Consider the following 17,976-nt stretch of genomic DNA (forward strand, 5'->3'; position numbering starts at 1 on the left):
CCACGGCCGGGGTCTCCCCGACCGCACCCGAAAGGACGGCCATGAGCCAGAACAAAGAATTCGACAACCCTCTCTTCCTCGCGCCCACCACTCCGGAAGCCGACGCCGAGATCGAAGCCGTCACCGCTGTCGCCGAGGTGAGCGGCCCGCACGACTACACCTCACTCTTCTCCGCACGCGGCGCCTGATCGCACCTCACCCGGCCGCGTAGTCGGCCGGTGCCTGCGGCACCGGCTCGGGCGGTGTGATTCCGCGCCGGCTCCGCAATCGACGTCACCTCGCTCCCCCCCGATCGGTGCACCGCGTTTCGTCGGGGTGACGACGCCGCTGTGCCCACCTCGTCGTAGTCGAGCCACCGGTGGACGCTTCCCGGATCTGCGAAGACCTCCGGCGACGCCTTGGGTACGTCACCGAACAGACCGGGGAACGCCGTCGAGACCGATCTCCGTCGAAGTCCCGTTCCGCGAAGTAGCCGGCGATGAAACCGCCGAGAGAATGTCCGCCGCACAACACTTTCCGCCTCGGCTGCGCGGGATCGGGAAGTTCGTGGTGCCACAGCTCGTACTGGTCGTGCAGTGTCTGTCCGAGTCCGACCTACGAGAGGCACGCGACGCCGGTGCCGGTCCTGACACCATCGGTGCCGTCAGGGCACTTCCGATCACCGCAGCAGCTTCTACGGCTCCCATCGATGCACGCACCCCCCGCTCGGTTCGTGTGCATCGAACACCGCCGAAGCGGTTCGTACGCCCGAATACCGTCGAGCGGGGTCTGCTCCACGGGAAACAGCGGAAGAAGGGGTCCGTCGGGGTTCACCGACGGACCCTTCGCCATCCTCGCGTCGCGTAGTCGTACGCGGACCGACGCCGCCCCGGAGGTGCGTGTGGGAGCCGCAGTGCTAGGGTCGCCCGTGACACGGGGTGCTCCGCACGAGCGGGGCTGAGATCACACCCGTCGAACCTGATCAGGTAATGCTGACGAAGGGATGTCCCGACATGACCGTGCCTGCCCCCATATCGTTCCGCTCCCGCTCCGCGCAGTGAACGCGCGGCGGACTCTCGCCGGACTGCTCACCCTCGTCGCCGCACTCTCCGCGGTCACCGGGTGCTCGTCCGATTCCGGGAGCGACACCATCCGATTCGCGTTGGACTGGACGCCCAACACCAACCACACCGGCCTGTACGTGGCGCAGCAGGAGGGGCTGTTCACCGATGCAGGCCTCGACGTCGAGATCCTGCCGTACAACAATGCGACGCCCGACACCCTCGTCGACGCCGGGAGCGCCGAGTTCGGGATCTCCACGCACGCCGGCTCCACCATCGCCAGGGCCGCCGGGTCGCGGACCGTCGCGGTCCTCGCACCTCTGCAGCACTGGGCGACGGGAATCGCCGTGCGGGCCGACAATGCCGAGATCACGCGGCCGGCCGATCTCGACGACAAGACCTTCGCGGGCTTCGCGAACCCCGGTGAGGACGAGATGCTCGCCGAGGTGATCCGCAACGACGGCGGCCGCGGGGAGTTCGAGAACGTGACGCTCGGAACGTCCTCGTACGAGGCGGTCTACTCGTCCACCGCGGACTTCACCGTGTCGTACCTGGCATGGGAGGGTCTCGAGGCAGAGCACCGCGGCCTGCCGATGCGGTACTTCCGCTTCACCGACTACGGCTTCCCGGACGCGTATGCGATCGTCGTCGACGGCAACGAGGACTGGATGGCGGAGAACCCGGAGCAGGCCCGCGCTTTCGTGCAGGCTCTGGACCAGGGTTACCGGATCGCGGCCGACGACCCCGATCGCGGGGCACGCGCCCTGATCGACGCGAATCCGGGTGCCTTCCCCGACGAGGAACTCGTCTACGAGAGTCAGCGCATGCTCGCCGCCGAGTACATGCGCGACGCCTCCGGTGCCGTCGGGGTCCTCGACGCCGGGAAATGGTCGGGCTACGCCCGGTTTCTCTACGAGAACGGCCTGCTGTCCGGACCCGACGGCAGCCCGTTGACGACCGAGCCTGATTGGTCGACCTATGTCACCGATGACTATCTCGAAGACCGATAACACGGGCCGCGCACGTCGATTCGTTCCCGCCGTACTCGTCGCCGGGGTGCTGGTCGGGATCTGGCAGACGTACGTCGTGGTGAGCGGTATCCGCCCGCAGGTGTTGCCCTCCCCCGCACGCGTTCTCACGCAGGGGTGGGTGCATCGCGTCGACATCGCCGGGCACGCCTGGTCCACGCTGCAGGTGACCCTCGTCGGGTTCGCCGTGTCACTGGCACTCGCGTGGGCTCTCGCGATCGCGGTGGACTTCTCACCGTGGTTGCGACAGGCCTTCGTGCCGTTGTTCGTGGTGTCGCAGACCCTGCCGATCATCGCGATCGCGCCGTTGATGATCATCTGGTTCGGTTTCGGGTTGTTGCCGAAGATCCTCGTCATCGCGCTGGTGACGTTCTTCCCCGTCGCCATCGGTCTTCTCGAAGGATTCGCGGCGGCCGACCGGGAGGCGGGAGCGTTGCTGCGCAGCATGGGTGCGTCGCGGTGGCAGCAGTTCCGTTACGTGCGCCTGCCCGGCGCACTCCCCCGCTTCTTCACCGCCCTGCGGATCGGCATCACCTACGCGGTGGTCGGTGCGGTCTTCGCCGAATACGTCGGCGCGACATCCGGTCTGGGCATCTACATGAGCGCCCAGAAGAACTCGTTCCGAACCGATCTCGTGCTCGCGGCGGTGGCGGTCACCGCCGTCCTGTCGCTCACGCTGTACGCGCTGACGTACGTCGTCGAACGGCTGGTCGCGCCGTGGGCGCTCACGAAGGATGCGACATGAGTGCAGTGACGGTGGCGTCGGTCCACAAGGCGTACGGCGACCGGGCGGTGATCGACGGCATCGACTGTTCCGTCGCGCCGGGCGAATTCGTGTCCTTCATCGGACCGAGCGGGTGCGGCAAGTCGACACTGTTCTCGATCGTCGCGGGACTCGAACAGCCCGACGCCGGTGAGGTTCTCATCGGCGACTTTCCCGCCGCGCCCGGACGGGTCGCGCTGATGCCGCAGAAGGACCTGCTGTTCCCGTGGCGGACGGTGCTCGACAACTGCACCCTGGGCCTCGAGGTGCAGGGTGTGCGACGATCCGACGCCCGAGCCCGCGCCCGCGAGCTGCTGCCGACCTTCGGCCTGTCCGGCTTCGAGGATGCTGCTCCGCACCAACTGTCGGGTGGCATGCGTCAACGCGCGTCGCTCGCCCGCACCGTGCTGCAAGGGCGCGACGTGCTCTTGCTCGACGAGCCGTTCGGGGCGCTGGATTCGCTCACCCGCACCGAGATGCAGCTGTGGCTGCAGGAGGTGTGGCAGCAGCATCGGTGGACGGTGCTGATGGTGACGCACGATGTGCGCGAGGCGGTGCTGCTGTCCGACCGTGTCGTCGTCCTCGGTCCGCGTCCGACCCGCGTGCAGCACGAGGTGCGCGTGCCCCTGCCCCGGCCGCGAACGTTGGAGACGTGCGTGTCGAGCGAGTTCGTGGCGCTCGAGCACGAACTGATGGAGGTCCTGCATCGTTCACGTCGTGAGGAGGAGCGGAGGATGTCGCCGAGATAGTCGCCCGCCTCGGGGATCTACTGGTCGACACCCTCCACGTGCCCGGCCATGGGCAGCCGCAGGGGAACTTCTCTCCGGCGAGAGGCCGGGTGCGCCCTCGTCGACTTCCGGTTCACACGTCCATCCGCGACGAGAACCGTCAGCCGCTACAGCAATTCGGTAGTTGTCAACCTGTCTGAGACAGATGGGTGATGTTGATTCCGGTCGGTCGAGGTAGTGGTGGTGCCAGCGGCCGGCGCTGGAACCGCTGCGGGTGCCGGGCATGGATCCGGTCGAGTCGGTCCTGCCGGCGGCGGTGATCCTCGACGGCGGTGCCGAGGAACACCGACGCCGGGGTGTGCCGACCCAACCCACTGTGGCGGTGTTCGAGGGCGTACCGGGTCATGAACTCCTCGGTCCACCGCCGGGCATGGTCGATGCTGTCGAACCGTTGCGGACACGCCAGGTCGTACTTGACGGTCTTGAACAACGACTCGGAAAACGGATTGTCGTCACTGACCCGCGGCCGCGAGTACGAGGGCAGCACCTGCTGCTCGTCGAGCGCATCGAGCAGTGCGGCCGACCGCATCGAGGCCCCGTTGTCGGCGCGCAGCGCCGTCGGCGCCCCGAACACGGTGAACGCTTCGGTGAACATGTCCACCGCCGCAGCGGCGGTCTCGGCGTACTCGATGCGCCAGGCCACCGGGAACCGCGAGTACACATCGATCGCCAGATACAGCAGATACCGGTCCTGGGTGCGTGGCCCCTTGAGCACGGTGATGTCCCACGACCACAACGTGCCCACCGCCGGAGCCGGAACGACCGGTTTGCGGCGGCTGATCCCCGATCCCGGGCCGCCGCTGCGGCTGCGGCGCCGGTCCCCGACCAGGTTCTGCGAGTGCGCCACTCGATAGAAACTCGACTGTGAACACTCCACCAACCCCTCATCGAAGGACCGCCAGTACAGTTGGCACACAGACAGATACGTGTTCCTCTCGGCGAGGATCACCTCGACGATGGTGTCCTTCTCGGCCGGTGACAATGCGGTCGGCTGATGCCGGTTCCGCTGCGGGACCGGATCCGACACCGGCCGATAGTGCCGATATCCGCGAACATCCCGGTAGTAGCGGGCCCGGGGGATCCCCAGCAATGCGCAGCCACGCACGATCGACACACCGGCTGCGGCCAACGCGGTGACGGTGTCGGTCAGGACAGTCCTCGGCGTTCGAGCCATTGCGCGTACTCGCGGGCACTCATCAACGACGGCGGGATCTGCGGGTCCTCGTCGGTCGAACTCTTGGTGATCCCCTGCAAGAGCTCGAATGCTTTTCCCAGGATCTCCACGGCGGCGTCGCCCTGGGCGACCTTCTCGCGGAGGCGTTCGTTCTCTTTGCGGAGCTTGGCCAGCTCCGCACGGTCTCGACTGTCCACTCGGCCCCTCGACTTGTCTGCTGCGGTCACCATCGACGCTTCCAAGTCTCCCGAATCCCGGGCGTGGATCCAACGCGTGATGGTGGCGTAGTCGAGGTTGGTCTCGCGCAGCAGGCGGGTCTTGGCACCGACTTCGATGCATTGGTCCCACTGTCGCAGGAACTCGATCTTGTAGGCGAGGGAGAACGCGCGTTTGCCGGTGCGGGTCCGTCCAACAGGGATGTCGATCATTGGTGTGTTCCGATCCCCACGCTGGTTGCCAGGTGTCTCACGAACATCCTGACAACCAGCGAATTGCCGAGGCGGATGGCGAGAACGGTAGCGAGTGGCTCAGGACCGACCTTCGACCGGTGCCCCCAGTCGGACTCGAACCGACACTCGGCGGATTTTAAGTCCGCTGCCTCTGCCAATTGGGCTATAGGGGCGTGGGGATCACAGTAGCGTTCGGGGCTTCCGGCGACCGCGCCGGGTCGCGATCTTCGAACATGTTGTCGTAGTCGAATCCGGGTTGTCGGCGACCTCCTTCACGACTACGGAGGTCGATCCGGCCGGATGTGAACACCCTTCGTTGTCTTGTACCCCGCGAACAGGTAGACATTCTGCGGAAGACGTACAGAACGGACAGCCGGTGGTGGCCCGGCGCGAACAGAAGGACGATGTATGGGTTTCAGGACCGCACGGCCGTCGGCCCGGCGTCTCGGTATCGCGCTCGCCGCCGCAGCGCTCGCAGTTGCTCCGGGCCTGGCGATCGCACCCTCGGCCCTCGCCGAGAGCATCGTCTATCCCGCAGCCCTGCACGACTCCTTCTATGACACCCCGCACGACATCGCCGACCGGCAGCCCGGTGACGTCCTCGCCGCCCGCGTCGTTCCCCCGCCGCTCGGGTTCCCCGGCACCGACGCGATCCAACTGAAGTTCCGCTCGACGAACTCTGCGGGCGCACCGATCTCCGCCGTGACGACGGTGCTGTCACCGCGAGGAGGAGCGCCGGGTCGCCCGCTCGTGTCGTACCAGGCGATCATCAATGCGCTGGGGCTCGAGTGCGCGCCGTCGACCGCGCTGTACGCGACGAACCCGATGCGCGGAATCCGGGAGTCGCCCGGCCTGCTCATCGCCATCCAGCGCGGCTGGTCGCTGGCCGTCCCCGACCATCTCGGACCGAACAGTGCCTACGGTGCAGCGAAGGTCGGTGCGCAGATCACCCTCGACGGCATCCGGGCCGCGCAGCGTCATGCACCGCTGGGACTCGCGGACAGCCCGGTCGGCATCGCCGGTTACTCCGGTGGCGGGATGGCCACGGCGATGGCCGCCGCACTCGCCCCGACCTACGCACCGGAGATCCCCCTCGTCGGCAGCGCCTACGGTGGGGTTCCCATGGACATCGGCGAGATGGCGAAGGGACTCGGCGAATCCGCGCATCCCGCTTTCGGATTGGCGATGGCGGCCGCTCTCGGTCTCGAACGCGAATACCCCGACCGCATGCCCATCAGCGAGCAGCTCAATCCGGCGGGCCGGGAACTGCGCGACCGGATCGCCAATGCGTGCACCAACGAGATCCTGCTCGCCGGTGCCGGCCGAAGCATCGCCGACGTCGCCGACGCCGAGGTGGGCATGGCCCTGCTCGACAGCCCGCCCGTCCGGGAGGTGCTGAACGAGAACAGCATCGAAAAGCTTCCGGCGGTACCGAATGCCCCGGTCTACGAATGGCATTCACCGACCGATGCGCTGATTCCGTTGCATTCCGTCTCCACCACCCTGCGTAGGTACTGCGACGCCGGGGTGCCCGTGCGAACCGAACCGGTTCCGAGCGCCGACCACATCACCGCTGCCGTGATCGGCCTGCCCGGCGCGCTCGACTTCCTCGACGGCCGGTTCGCCGGCACTGCGCCGTCGTCGAATTGCGGGACGATCTGACCGGCCTCCGTACATGCATCAGGCCCGCCTCGAATGACGAGGCGGGCCTGATGATGTCTCGAATCCCCAGTGGGGACGGGAGATCGAATCAGATCACGGTGATTCCGGTGGCCTGGGGACCCTTGGCACCCTGACCGATCTCGAAACGCACGCGCTGGTTCTCGTCGAGGCTGCGGTAGCCGCCCGACTGGATCTCCGAGTAGTGCGCGAACACGTCAGCGCTGCCGTCCTCGGGGGCGATGAAGCCGAATCCCTTGTCGGCGTTGAACCACTTCACGATTCCCTCTGCCATGTCTGTCTCCTTCTGTCGTGTAGTCGAGCTCCGCCGAGTGTTCGGTAGAGCGAGGCCGCCATCACATGCGGTGACTTCCGAAAGGAGAACCAACCGCCCGCAACAAGGATTTGCGAGCGTGGGTAAGACGCGAACAAAAACTTCGACCGAGACACAGTCAACCACACATTCGCCGATTCGGGTGGATCGAGCCCCGGAAGGCGGGGCTGAAGCCACCCGAATCGAAGGCTAGTGGGCGACGGACAGGGCGATGCCGTCGAGGATGTCGTGCTCGCTCACGACCAGTTCGGTGATGCCCGCTCGACGTCCCAGTTCCTCGGCGAGGACGGTGGTGATGATCGAGCCACCGCCGATGACGTCGACGCGGCCGGGATGCATGGGACCGAGCGCCGCGCGCTTCTCGCGAGTCGCGGCGACGAGACCGTCGCAGACCTCGCGCAGGCGGTGGAACGGCACCGACGACAGGTGAATCTTCTCCGAGTCGTACTCGTCGAGTTCGAGAGCGAGCGCGGCGAGGGTGGTCATGGTGCCCGCGACACCCACCCAGGTGTGTGCCTGGTCGACCGGCACCCGCTCGAGTGCTTCGCGAATCTTGCCCTCCGCGACCTCCCGTGCCGCAGCGACCTGCTCGGCGGTCGGCGGGTCGTCGTGGAGGCACCGTTCGGTGAGACGCACGCAGCCTATGTCGGTGGAGTAGGCGGCGTGCACTCCGGCGGCGTCGCCGAGCACGACCTCGGTGGACCCACCTCCGAGGTCGACGACGACGAAAGGTCCACGCGCGGAGTCGAGTTCGCCGACAGCACCGGCGAAGGACAGGCGTGCTTCCTCGTCGCCGGTGATGACCTCGGCCTCGGCGCCGGGAATCACGGCACCGAGCACCTCGCGGGTCATCGCGAAGAAGTCCTCGCGGTTGCTCGCGTCGCGGGTCGCGGAGGTGGCCACCATGCGCACCGCGGCGGCACCGGTCTCGCGGATCAGGTCGGCGTACTCCACCAGCGCGACCCGCGTGCGTTCGATCGCTTCCGGCGCGAGACGACCGGTGGCGTCGACGCCCTGGCCGAGCCGCACGACCTTCATCAGACGGGTGACGTCGGTGAGACCGCCGTCCTCCGCGACGTCGGCGATCAGCAGACGAATGGAGTTGGTGCCGCAGTCGATTCCCGCGACCCTCACTGCTCTTCTCCGCGTAGCTCGGCGTAGGTGGGCCAGTCGGCGGGAATCGCGGTACCGCGCAGACCCGCATCGGCGGCGAGTGCGACGGATTCGTCGCCGAGCGGATTGACACCCGGCCCCGTGGCCAGGGAGTGCGCGATGAGCACGTGCAGGCATTTGACGCGCTCGGGCATGCCGCCGCCGGTGAAGTCGGTGCCGAGCGACTCGATCGCATCGCGCTCGGCCAGGTACGACTCGTGAGCGCGCTGATAGGCCGCGGCCAGCTCCTCGTCGGCACCGAGACGCTCGGTCATCTCCCTCATGACCCCAGCGGATTCCTGCCGGCTCGCCTCGGCCGTGAGGCGCGGGTCGGTGAGGTAGTAGAGCGTCGGGAAGGGCGTGCCATCGGGCAGCTTGGGCGCGGTCTTCACCACTCCGGGCGCACCGTCGGGGCAACGGTAGGCGATGGCCAGGACCCCGCGGGGTTCGCGCCCGAGCTGGGCGGCGACGGCGTCGAGGTCTTCTTGCGTGACTGGATCGGTCACCCGGGGACATCTCCTGGTTCTGGGGGTGCCACAGGCATCTGCTGCGGCACGGGTTCGGGCAGGGGTTCGGGTGCCGGCTCGGATACCGACAACCACAGGTCGCTGTACCAGGCGCCGGTCGTCGGCCGTTCGGGTTCGCGCTCCTCGCGTTCGGGTGGAGCGTCACCCGGAAGCTGCACCTGGTAGGGGGTCTCACCGGGCACGACGAACCGCAGTCGCTCGCGGGCCTGGGCGCGGACCCAGGCCGGGTCCTCCATGCGGGCCTTCTGCTCCTCGAGGGCCGCGATCGCCTGTTCGAGCTGCACGCGTTCGGCCGCGAGCTGTTCGGCTTCGGAGCGCTGGCTCACGTAGGTGCGCAGCGGCACCGCGAGGGTGAGGGCGAGACCGCACACGACGAGGGCGAGCACCACGGCGCGACCGGTGGACAGGCCCAGGACGGTGCGTTCGGTGCGGGGGCGGCGGGAGTCGCGGGGCGCACCGACCCGGGTGGGCCGGGCTCGCCCGGAACCGCCCGGTCGGCCGCGACCGGGCGACGAATGAACGGGGTCCTCGCGGCCGGCAGGCCGGGCACCCGCGTTCTCGGCCGAGTGCTCGGCCGGGGCGGTAGATCCCGCGGGCCGGGCCCGGCCCGGACGCCGGGCGCCGGGCACACCCTCGGTGCGGATACGCCTCGCGCCGGGACGGGATCTACCGCGCTGACTCATGCCGGCGGTCAGCCCTCGACGGAGAACCGCGGGAAGGCGAGCTCGCCGGCGTAGCGAGCGACGTCACCGAGGGACTCCTCGATGCGCAGCAGCTGGTTGTACTTCGCGACACGCTCGGACCGGGCGGGCGCGCCGGTCTTGATCTGTCCGCTGCCGACGGCGACGGCGAGATCGGCGATGATGGTGTCCTCGGTCTCGCCGGACCGGTGGCTCATCATCGTCTTGTAGCCGTTGCGGTGCGCGAGGTCGACGGCGTCGAGGGTCTCGGTGAGGGTGCCGATCTGGTTGACCTTCACGAGCAGCGCGTTCGCGGCGCCACGGACGATGCCGTCCTCGAGGCGCTCCGGGTTGGTGACGAACAGGTCGTCGCCGACGAGCTGGATCTTGTCGCCGATCGCCTCGGTGAGCGCGACCCAGCCCTCCCAGTCGTCCTCGCTGAGCGGATCCTCGATGGAGACCAGCGGGTACTGGCCGAGCAGCTCGGCGTAGAAGGCGCCCATCTCGGCGGCCGTCCGGTTCCGGCCCTCGAAGGCGTAGCCGGTGCCCTCGGTGTAGAACTCGGTGGCCGCGACGTCCAGCGCGAGCGCGACATCGCTGCCCAGCTTCAGGCCGGTCTTGGCGATGGCCTCGCTGATCAGGTCGAGCGCGGCCTTGGTGCCCGCGACGTCGGGGGCGAAGCCGCCCTCGTCGCCGAGGCCGGTGGCCAGGCCCTTGCTCTTGAGCACGGACTTGAGGGAGTGGTAGACCTCGGCACCCCAGCGGAGGGATTCCTTGAAGGTCGGGGCGCCGATCGGCGCGACCATGAACTCCTGGACGTCGACGCCGGTGTCGGCGTGGGCGCCACCGTTGAGGATGTTCATCATCGGAACGGGGAGGATGTGGGCGTTCGGGCCGCCGACGTAGCGGAACAGCTCGAGCCCGGACGACTCCGCGCCGGCCTTCGCGACGGCGAGCGACGCGCCGAGGAGGGCGTTCGCGCCGAGACGGCCCTTGTCGGGGGTGCCGTCGGCGTCGAGGAGCGCCTGGTCGACGGTGCGCTGCTCGGTGGCGTCGAGGCCGATGATGGCCGGGCCGATCTCGGCGAGGACGGCCTCGACGGCCTTCTCGACGCCCTTGCCGAGGTAACGCTCGCCGCCGTCACGCAGCTCCACGGCCTCGTGCTCGCCGGTGGAGGCGCCCGACGGCACTGCAGCGCGGGCGAAACTTCCGTCCTCGAGCAGCACCTCGACCTCGACCGTGGGGTTGCCACGGGAGTCGAGGATTTCGCGGGCTCCTACCTGCTCAATGATGGCCACTGGCTGATTCTCCTTCGATGGACTTTCACGCTGCGGTGTCTGCACGCTGGGGACAGCCTAACGGTCGCGACCTGCGTGTGAGGCACAGGCGCGCCCGAGGCCCGGCGCGGTGCCGTCTACGGCCGCACTCCCACCCCGTAGGCGGCGGCGCGGTCGCGGACGAGCATGAGGTACTCGGTGGACCGGTTGTAGGCCATCAGGGCGTTCGTCCACCCCTCCGCGGTGGTCAGGTCGCCACCGCGATCGCACAGATAGCGGCCCGCAGCCAGGGCCGCGTCGTCGATGTTGTCGGGGTCGGCGATCCCGTCGCCGTTCGCGTCGACTCCCCACCTCTCCCAGGTCTCGGGGATGAACTGCATCGGCCCGACCGCCCGGTCGAGGACCGGGTCCCCGTCGAGTCGGCCCCCGTCGGTGTCGCGGATCTCGGCGTTGCCCCGGGTGCCGTCGAGCGGGACACCCCGGATGGGAGGAGAGACGCTGCCGTCGGGTGCGAGGGACGCGCCGCCGAACCGGCCGTGGCTGCTCTCCACGTTGCCGATCCCGGCGAGGGTCGTCCACGACAGGCCGCAACCCGGCGTGCCGACGGCCAGGACGACCGCCGCGTGCCCGTACGCCTCGAGGGCGGTGACGGGGATGCCCAGCTCCCGCGATTGGGGTTCGGCCCAGTCGGCGAGTTGCGCGGCCGTGCGGCCGGGACCGTTCACATCGATGGGTGGGACGGGGAGGCCGGGCGCCGGGGGGACACCGTCGGGGATCTCGACGGACGGCTGCCGAGGTGAGTGCAGGGCGGACTCGACCGCCACGAAGACGACGGCGATCAGCGCACTGAACAGGACCACCGGCCACAGCCAGCGTCGGGGTTCTCGATCGGACGGCACCCTTCCATCTTCCACACGGGAGAAAGAGCAGGCCGGCGCCGACAGTCCCCCGAAGACCGCCGGCACCGGTCGGGAAGGTGGAGTCCGCGAGGGGACGGACTCCCCCGAAGATTCCCGAGACGCACCGTTGCGCTCAGCACGAGTCGACGAGAACCCTGCGTCGGAGCCGGAGCATCCTGCCGTCAAAAACATACCTTAAGATTTTTTATAGCACAATAACCAACTTTCAGAACGGTTCCCGGCATCGCCGTGCCATGGACCTTCTTGCCCCTACCCCACCTTCCGGACTCCAGGGCAGCCGGATCCTGCCGACACGGAGCATCCCCACGAGTCGATCCGGGGTCGCGGGCCGACTCAGCAAAAATCCTTGAGCGCGCACACAACCCAGATCCAGAAGTTCTCTCACCGCTCCTGTCGACTCGACTCCTTCCGCAACGACTCGAAGTCCGAACGACGAGGCCAGACCCACTATCGAATCGACGATGACCCGATCTTCCTCGCTGTGATCGAGATTCTGCACGAAGCCCCGGTCGATCTTCAGAGTGTCCACGGGGAGGGACTTCAGATGCCCCAGCGAACTGTATCCCGTACCGAAATCGTCGATCGCGACCCGGACTCCGAGCCTCTCGAGCCGTCGCAGGGTGTCCCTCGTCCGTTGGAGGTCACCGACAACGACGTTCTCGGTGATCTCCAAGCACAACTCCGAACCTTCCAGATCGTAGCGTCGAAGGACGGACTTCACCGTCGCATCGAAATCCAGCGACACCAATTGGACCGGTGAAACGTTGACGCTCATGGTGATTCGCAGTCCCGGAATCTCACGTTTCCATCCCGCCAGTTGCGCGCATGCACGCGTGATGACCCATTCGCCGAGTTCGCCGGCAAGATTCGTGGATTCGGCGACCTCGACGAACTCTCCCGGCTGGAGAAGCCCCAGCGGCGAGTGGTTCCACCTCACCAAAGCTTCGACGCCGAGAATCATGCCCGTACGGAGGTCGATCTCCGGCTGATACTCCAAGGTCAGGTGATCATCGTCGATCGATGTCCGCAGGTTCATCTCGATGATGGTGCGCCGGTCCCCTTTCTCGTTCATGTCGTCGGTGAACACGCCGACACCGTTGCCACCCTGGCGCTTGACCACCATCATCGCCTGGTCGGCACGGCTGAGCAGGGTCGCCGAACCTACCTGCCCCGGAGTTCCGAGTGCCACGCCGACACTGACACCTCGGCCGACGGTCTGACCGCCGAGCGCGACGGATGCCCCCACCACCTCCTGCAGCACTTCCGCCCGTTTCGTCGCCTCCGCCGGCGACGAAGGACCGGACAGTACGACCACGAACTCGTCGCCACCGAGCCTGGCGACGAGATCGTCGGACTCACTTCCCTCGGAGAGGCGATCGGCGATACGACAGAGATACGAATCGGCGGCCTTGTGCCCGAGGAAATCGTTCAACGCCTTGAGCCTGTCGAGGTCGAGGAACAACACTCCCACGGGACCGGGAGCGCCGTCCTCCAGCCGTTTGTCGAGATACTCGAACAATGCGCGCCGGCTCGCCAGGCCGGTGAGCGAGTCATGGTAGGCCGCCCGCCGGAGATCCTCCTCTGCACGGATGCGTGCCTGTACCTGAGCGAGCAGCGCCGCGATGAGCGTCAGGGCGTTGACCTCTTCCTCGCTCCACGGCCGCGTCGTCTGTTTCACCAGCCCCAATGTGCCTGTCGTGATCCGGCCGGACACGAGCGGGACCGCCGCCAACGACACACCGGACATCCCGGAGGCGGCGAACACCCGGTCGGCATAACCCTGCGTGTCCTTCCCCGCCTGCAGACCGTTCGTATCGTTCCCCTCGGTCAACAACGGTTCCTTCATGTCCTGGGCTGCGGCCATGACGGGGTCTGCACTGTGGAAGTAGACCACTCCCAAAGGATCCGGATCCGGTACGTGTTCGCGGGGTGGCCACTCCGCCACCAGAATCGTCGCGCCGATGTCATGGTCGTTGTAGCGAAGGAAGCACGTATCGACGCCGAGGAACTCGACCAGATCGCGCAGCACGAGACGGACGACCCGGTCGTGGGATGCAGCATCTGCGGGCATGAGCCGCGCCGCAATCCGGGTGACCAGACTTTCGAGGGTCCTCTTGCCATCGGGCATGATGTCTCCGTCGTCGGGTCACCGCAGGAGAAGTCCGTCGGCGCGCAGGACACGATCGGCGCGACGCCTGCTACGGACCGGGCCCGCAGTCGTCCGACCGATACGCAACAAGAGGGCGATCCCATCGTCCTCGTCCACCTGCAGCATATCGGCGAAGTTCCGCTGCAACACCTGTAGAACGTCGGAATGGTCACGGCTCAATCGCTCGAAGTCGGCTCGCGTATCGGCATACAGGAAGATCGGAGATACGGGCTGAACGGCCAAGCCGACCGCCTGGGCCGCGATCCACACACTCTCGACGGTCGCACCGGCACGGATGTAGTCCGCCCCCGAGCGCCTGTCGGTGAACACTGCGACGAGTCCCGCGCTTCCCAGCACTCGGTCGCGGGTCATCTTCCCGAGACCGCCCCCGAGCCCCCACTCGCCGAGCCGGTCGAGAGCATCGTGCCGCAGTACGACCTCGAGCATGGCCGACTCCGCCGTGTCGAGTCCGAGAGAGACCACCTCGATTCCGCTTTCCGGGTGGGAGTCGCCCGGCCATCGCAGTTCGCCGATCATCTCGGTCCGGAGCGGCCTGTCCAGATACCGCACGCGGTCCGACTCCGACAAGATCTCTGCGATCGCGGCGAGATCGTTGCTGCCTGTGAGGATCCGGATGCGTCCGTCGACGAGATCGGCGGCTGCGTGCATCGCTTCGAGCTCGCCGTGCGTGATCGTGTGATCATCACTGGGGAATCTGTTGGTGGCGCGGGCGAGCATCGGTCCGTAGAACGCCGCGAATTCGTGATCCGAACCGGTTCCCAGCTCCAGCCGGGCGAGCGGAATGCCCGGCCGAGCTTCGTCAGGACCATCGACCACCGTATGCGGACCCAGAATCCCGTGGGCGGCTGCGGCCACTCGAGCATTGTGGAGGGCGGCTCCGAGCGCAACGCAACTGCCTCGGCGATACAGATCCATCAGTACCGGTTCGGGTTCGGTGGCGAGCGCGAAGGTCAGCCGTGTCGGTTCGACGACGATCGTCCACGGCTGCGAATTTCCTCCGGACGGTGCCCGGGTCGCGGCGTCGACGACGGCAGCGACCGAGTCCGACCAGGTGTTCTCGTTCGACTGTGTTGTCTCCGGCTCCGTTGGGACCGGAAACTGTGGCTCGGGCACAGTGAGACGAAGGTCGAGGTCGACTCGGCACCGACCGGAAGTGACGGAACCGCCGAGGACGATCCCGCGCACCGCAGTCGCGACAGTGACGCCACCGAGGCCGACGTCTGCACCGAGTTGCGGCCACGCTTCCAGCGATTCCCCTACCTCGAGAAGTGAGGCTGCAAGCCGTTCGGAGATCTGCTTCGCGTCGAGCAATCTCAGTACGTACGGGACTTTGTCCCGATTCGACAGCGTTCTCAACGTCTCCGGATCGAGGTCGCCGAGCAACCCGTGAAACGGTTGCTGTTCGCCATCGAGATCGAACCGCTCGACGTCGAGCAGCCCACGATCGCTGGTGTGCATCACGACGGGAACTCGTCGTCGTGCCGCGCACGTCCGGATCGACAACTTCACATCGAACGAATCGCACTCGTCGATCACCAGGTCGAGTCCTTCGAAGAAGTCCTCGACCGACTCGGGCGTCACCCCCTCCGTCCACACCTCGACCGGCAGGTAGGGGTCCAGCTCTGCGATGCGCCGCGCGGCGATCACAGCCTTGTTCACCCCGAGGTCCAGGACCGAGGCGGGAATCCTGTTCAGGTTGGACAGTTCCAGGATGTCGTGGTCGGCGAGCCGCAGTACACCGCAGGCACCTTCCAACGCCAAGGTGTACGCCACCGTGTGCCCTACACTCAGTCCGACCACCCCGACGGCGGCGGATCGGAGACGTGCCTGTTCCTCCGCCGTGATCTTGTTGCGGTTACGGTCGAGCCGGAGACGGTCGAACCCGACAGGACCGAGGACCCGGACCGCTACCTCGCGCCAGGGGTAGTAGGCCCACCGAGCGGCTTCGTCGTGGATATATTCGCCTGGCGCGCCGTCGTTGTCGACGCCGGACCCGAGCGCCGCCAGACCCGCGAGCTGTTCGTCGAGTCGATCCTCCAGGGTGATTCCCCGGCCCTGCAGTCGTTCGAACTCGACCATGTCCTCGTCGCAATCCTCCGCCAGGAGAACTGCCTCGAAACGCGGTTCGCGGACGTTCACGGCACCCCCCCGTTCGATTCTCTCCGATCGTCGATCCTCCGATGCGACCGTGAGAGGTTCCACCACCCCGGGATCGTGCGGGAAGACAGGAGTTTCTCGATTTCTCTGCTCCTTCTGGACGCATCGCAACACGCGAGATCCCACAACAACATCCGTGTGCGATAACGGTCATCCGGATACGGAGTGGGAGGAACGTCATCCACGACGCAAGCCTCCGCACGCCGCCACATCCCCAACGCGTTGTCCGCAGCTGTCCCGAGGAGGAACCTGGCGCCGAGCAGTTCCATGAAGTAGGTCGCCGTGCGCGCCACTCCCGCACTCAGTTCGTGACGCCGCGGAACGTCGTCGGCCACCCAACCCGTCTTGGCCTCGACGAGACCATGGGGAATACAAGGCTCGAGGATGCGGGCGATCTCCGCCCGGGCGGCCGGATCCGTCCATTCGACGAACGGATGCGACTCGGTCACGCTCGTATACGGACCGAGAGCGCGTGATCCGCCGTGCACGGTGCCGTCGACAGCGACCGCAACGAAGAACAACGCTGTCGACGTTCCGTCGCGGATCAGGTCGTATTCGAGAGCGACTTCGACGTCGAAACGCCGGTAGGCGTCATATGCACCATCGAGGAACTGCGACCACAAACCCGGTTCACTCTCCGGTGAGGCGGCGACGAAGTGATATCCCGAGTCTTCGTCCCAGAAATGGAGCGTGTGGTGCGCGAACAACGGTTGGGGATCCACGACGACCTTTCCCCCCGGCGTCCCACCGAGCGCCCCCGACACGGATGCGCGCTCGGTGGCCGGGCGTTCTCAGAACACCGAGATGTACAACTCGGGTTCGCCCCGCTCCGGTATGTAGGCCACTTCCTGGTCGTATGTGCGTGAGATGGCGCCTTCTTTCTCCGCCATCTCCACTTGGCGCCAGAGATCCTTGTAGGGATCCGGCGACGGACCGTCGGGCACGAAGCGGGCGGCGTACCGCTCTCCGAGCCGGACCATCGAATCTCCGATCACAAGATCGTCCGGATCATCCAGGCGGTACCCGAAGACCGCGGACCACCCTGCCCGCGGATGGCAGACGAATACGGCGACGAGGTCTCGGATCTTCCGGGAACGCAACCGTTCCAGCGTGAAATCGGTCAAACTGCCCGATTCCCCGAAGACACCCGGTTCGGCGCCTGGGACCACCAGCCCACCCATGAGGCAGGGCCCCACCTTCACGACGGTGAAAGTCATCACTCCTCCCCGCGTCCCGGAACGACGATCGCGACGTACAGGTCGATTCCGAATGCGTGGGGATAGGACTCGAAATCCCCGGTGAAGGCTCGGATGATCCTCCCCTCCGCTTCGGCATCCCATATCTGCCGCCACAGGTCGTCGAAGATATCGGTGAAGCGGCTTCCCACCACCGAGAACTTCGCATAGGTGCCGGCAGAGACACGGGAGATGACGTAGCCGGGGGGTACGTCATCGATCGACTCGCAGCAGAACCCTACTGTCTGTGTGTAGTAGGACCCTATGTCCTCCGCGTGATCGGTGTACGCGGTCGCGAACGGTCCGGACGTGTCTCCGTTGAGCACAGCCGACCACGCGATTTCGAGGTGTGGATCACGAAGTTTGCCGAGGGCTCGCCGCGGACTTCGAACGGGCACACCGGCCACCAGAGTTTCGCGACGTTCCACGATTTGAAACGACATCGGGCAGAACCTCCAAACGCGACTACATCGTCCCCCCCTGCTTCGCGTGCACTGCCCGACACCGGCACATCGAATGGGACGAGTACGAGCCTAAGGGGTGAAACGGATGGTTTCAAAGGTTCTGCAAAACCAACATAAGGTCTTTTTTTAGCTTGTTTCCCTTCTCCAGGTATGGTTTAT

General features: G+C 66.8%; 18 protein-coding genes, 1 tRNA gene and 1 riboswitch. Of the genes, 5 read left to right on the plus strand and 14 right to left on the minus strand.

All coding sequences use genetic code 11. The features are described from left to right. Positions 1-41: 41 nt before the first annotated feature. The 4 genes from EQ874_RS22895 to EQ874_RS12525 all read left to right on the plus strand — a co-directional run bounded on the left by EQ874_RS22895 (position 42) and on the right by EQ874_RS12525 (position 3,580). Complete coding sequence (locus tag EQ874_RS22895) at positions 42-188, plus strand: hypothetical protein (protein ID WP_016933002.1); 147 nt, start codon at positions 42-44, stop codon at positions 186-188. Between the two features lie 715 nt (positions 189-903). Then, positions 904-1,000, plus strand: a riboswitch (TPP riboswitch). A 36-nt stretch (positions 1,001-1,036) separates the two neighbouring features. Further along, positions 1,037-2,050: an ABC transporter substrate-binding protein gene (locus EQ874_RS12515; RefSeq protein ID WP_129976969.1), complete on the plus strand. Its 1,014-nt coding sequence runs from the start codon at positions 1,037-1,039 to the stop codon at positions 2,048-2,050. Further along, positions 2,028-2,813 (plus strand): ABC transporter permease, encoded by a 786-nt coding sequence (locus tag EQ874_RS12520; protein ID WP_064064618.1) that lies wholly within the window; start codon positions 2,028-2,030, stop codon positions 2,811-2,813. Before EQ874_RS12515 ends, EQ874_RS12520 begins: the two co-directional genes overlap by 23 nt. Next, on the plus strand, positions 2,810-3,580 hold the full coding sequence (locus tag EQ874_RS12525; RefSeq protein ID WP_026003035.1) for an ABC transporter ATP-binding protein: 771 nt from the start codon (positions 2,810-2,812) through the stop codon (positions 3,578-3,580). Before EQ874_RS12520 ends, EQ874_RS12525 begins: the two co-directional genes overlap by 4 nt. 166 nt (positions 3,581-3,746) lie before the next feature. Here EQ874_RS12525 and EQ874_RS12530 read toward each other — a convergent pair whose 3' ends face one another. The 3 genes from EQ874_RS12530 to EQ874_RS12540 all read right to left on the minus strand — a co-directional run bounded on the left by EQ874_RS12530 (position 3,747) and on the right by EQ874_RS12540 (position 5,415). After that, positions 3,747-4,793, minus strand: coding sequence for a DDE-type integrase/transposase/recombinase (locus EQ874_RS12530; RefSeq protein ID WP_129976970.1), 1,047 nt, complete (start codon positions 4,791-4,793; stop codon positions 3,747-3,749). Then, positions 4,766-5,221 (minus strand): hypothetical protein, encoded by a 456-nt coding sequence (locus tag EQ874_RS12535; RefSeq protein WP_129976971.1) that lies wholly within the window; start codon positions 5,219-5,221, stop codon positions 4,766-4,768. The genes EQ874_RS12530 and EQ874_RS12535 overlap by 28 nt, the downstream gene beginning before the upstream one ends. A 120-nt stretch (positions 5,222-5,341) precedes the next feature. Next, positions 5,342-5,415 (minus strand) — tRNA-Leu (locus EQ874_RS12540). A 235-nt stretch (positions 5,416-5,650) separates the two neighbouring features. Between EQ874_RS12540 and EQ874_RS12545 the strand changes: the two genes are divergently transcribed. Continuing rightward, a complete protein-coding gene (locus EQ874_RS12545) occupies positions 5,651-6,904 on the plus strand; it encodes a lipase family protein (protein ID WP_129976972.1) in 1,254 nt (417 codons plus the stop codon). Between the two features lie 88 nt (positions 6,905-6,992). Here the strand turns inward: EQ874_RS12545 and EQ874_RS12550 are convergent, their stop codons facing one another. The 11 genes from EQ874_RS12550 to EQ874_RS12600 form a co-directional block, all read right to left on the minus strand. Next, positions 6,993-7,196, minus strand: a complete 204-nt coding sequence (locus tag EQ874_RS12550) for a cold-shock protein (protein ID WP_016932996.1) — start codon at positions 7,194-7,196, stop codon at positions 6,993-6,995. A 228-nt stretch (positions 7,197-7,424) separates the two neighbouring features. Further along, a complete protein-coding gene (locus tag EQ874_RS12555; RefSeq protein WP_129976973.1) occupies positions 7,425-8,369 on the minus strand; it encodes a Ppx/GppA phosphatase family protein in 945 nt (314 codons plus the stop codon). Beyond that, complete coding sequence (locus EQ874_RS12560; RefSeq protein WP_064064621.1) at positions 8,366-8,893, minus strand: DUF501 domain-containing protein; 528 nt, start codon at positions 8,891-8,893, stop codon at positions 8,366-8,368. Before EQ874_RS12560 ends, EQ874_RS12555 begins: the two co-directional genes overlap by 4 nt. Continuing rightward, positions 8,890-9,597: a septum formation initiator family protein gene (locus EQ874_RS12565; protein ID WP_064064622.1), complete on the minus strand. Its 708-nt coding sequence runs from the start codon at positions 9,595-9,597 to the stop codon at positions 8,890-8,892. The genes EQ874_RS12560 and EQ874_RS12565 overlap by 4 nt, the downstream gene beginning before the upstream one ends. Positions 9,598-9,605: 8 nt before the next feature. Beyond that, entirely contained in the window at positions 9,606-10,892 is a 1,287-nt protein-coding gene (eno, locus tag EQ874_RS12570; RefSeq protein ID WP_016934317.1) for a phosphopyruvate hydratase, read from the minus strand. Positions 10,893-11,008: 116 nt separating this feature from the next. Beyond that, on the minus strand, positions 11,009-11,731 hold the full coding sequence (locus EQ874_RS12575) for a lytic murein transglycosylase (RefSeq protein ID WP_016934316.1): 723 nt from the start codon (positions 11,729-11,731) through the stop codon (positions 11,009-11,011). Between the two features lie 265 nt (positions 11,732-11,996). Then, positions 11,997-13,919 (minus strand): EAL domain-containing protein, encoded by a 1,923-nt coding sequence (locus tag EQ874_RS12580; RefSeq protein ID WP_129976974.1) that lies wholly within the window; start codon positions 13,917-13,919, stop codon positions 11,997-11,999. An 18-nt stretch (positions 13,920-13,937) separates the two neighbouring features. Then, positions 13,938-16,100: an Rv1355c family protein gene (locus tag EQ874_RS12585; RefSeq protein WP_129976975.1), complete on the minus strand. Its 2,163-nt coding sequence runs from the start codon at positions 16,098-16,100 to the stop codon at positions 13,938-13,940. Continuing rightward, positions 16,097-16,840 (minus strand): hypothetical protein, encoded by a 744-nt coding sequence (locus tag EQ874_RS12590; RefSeq protein ID WP_129976976.1) that lies wholly within the window; start codon positions 16,838-16,840, stop codon positions 16,097-16,099. Before EQ874_RS12590 ends, EQ874_RS12585 begins: the two co-directional genes overlap by 4 nt. 69 nt (positions 16,841-16,909) lie before the next feature. Then, the gene (locus EQ874_RS12595) at positions 16,910-17,335 is read right to left on the minus strand and encodes a hypothetical protein (RefSeq protein WP_016934842.1); all 426 of its coding nucleotides are present in this window, start codon (positions 17,333-17,335) and stop codon (positions 16,910-16,912) included. After that, positions 17,335-17,796 (minus strand): GyrI-like domain-containing protein, encoded by a 462-nt coding sequence (locus tag EQ874_RS12600; protein ID WP_129976977.1) that lies wholly within the window; start codon positions 17,794-17,796, stop codon positions 17,335-17,337. Before EQ874_RS12600 ends, EQ874_RS12595 begins: the two co-directional genes overlap by 1 nt. Positions 17,797-17,976: the final 180 nt, after the last annotated feature.

Origin of the sequence: Rhodococcus sp. Q1, from assembly GCF_004153645.1 — a bacterium.
Taxonomy (GTDB): Bacteria; Actinomycetota; Actinomycetes; order Mycobacteriales; family Mycobacteriaceae; genus Rhodococcus; species Rhodococcus gordoniae.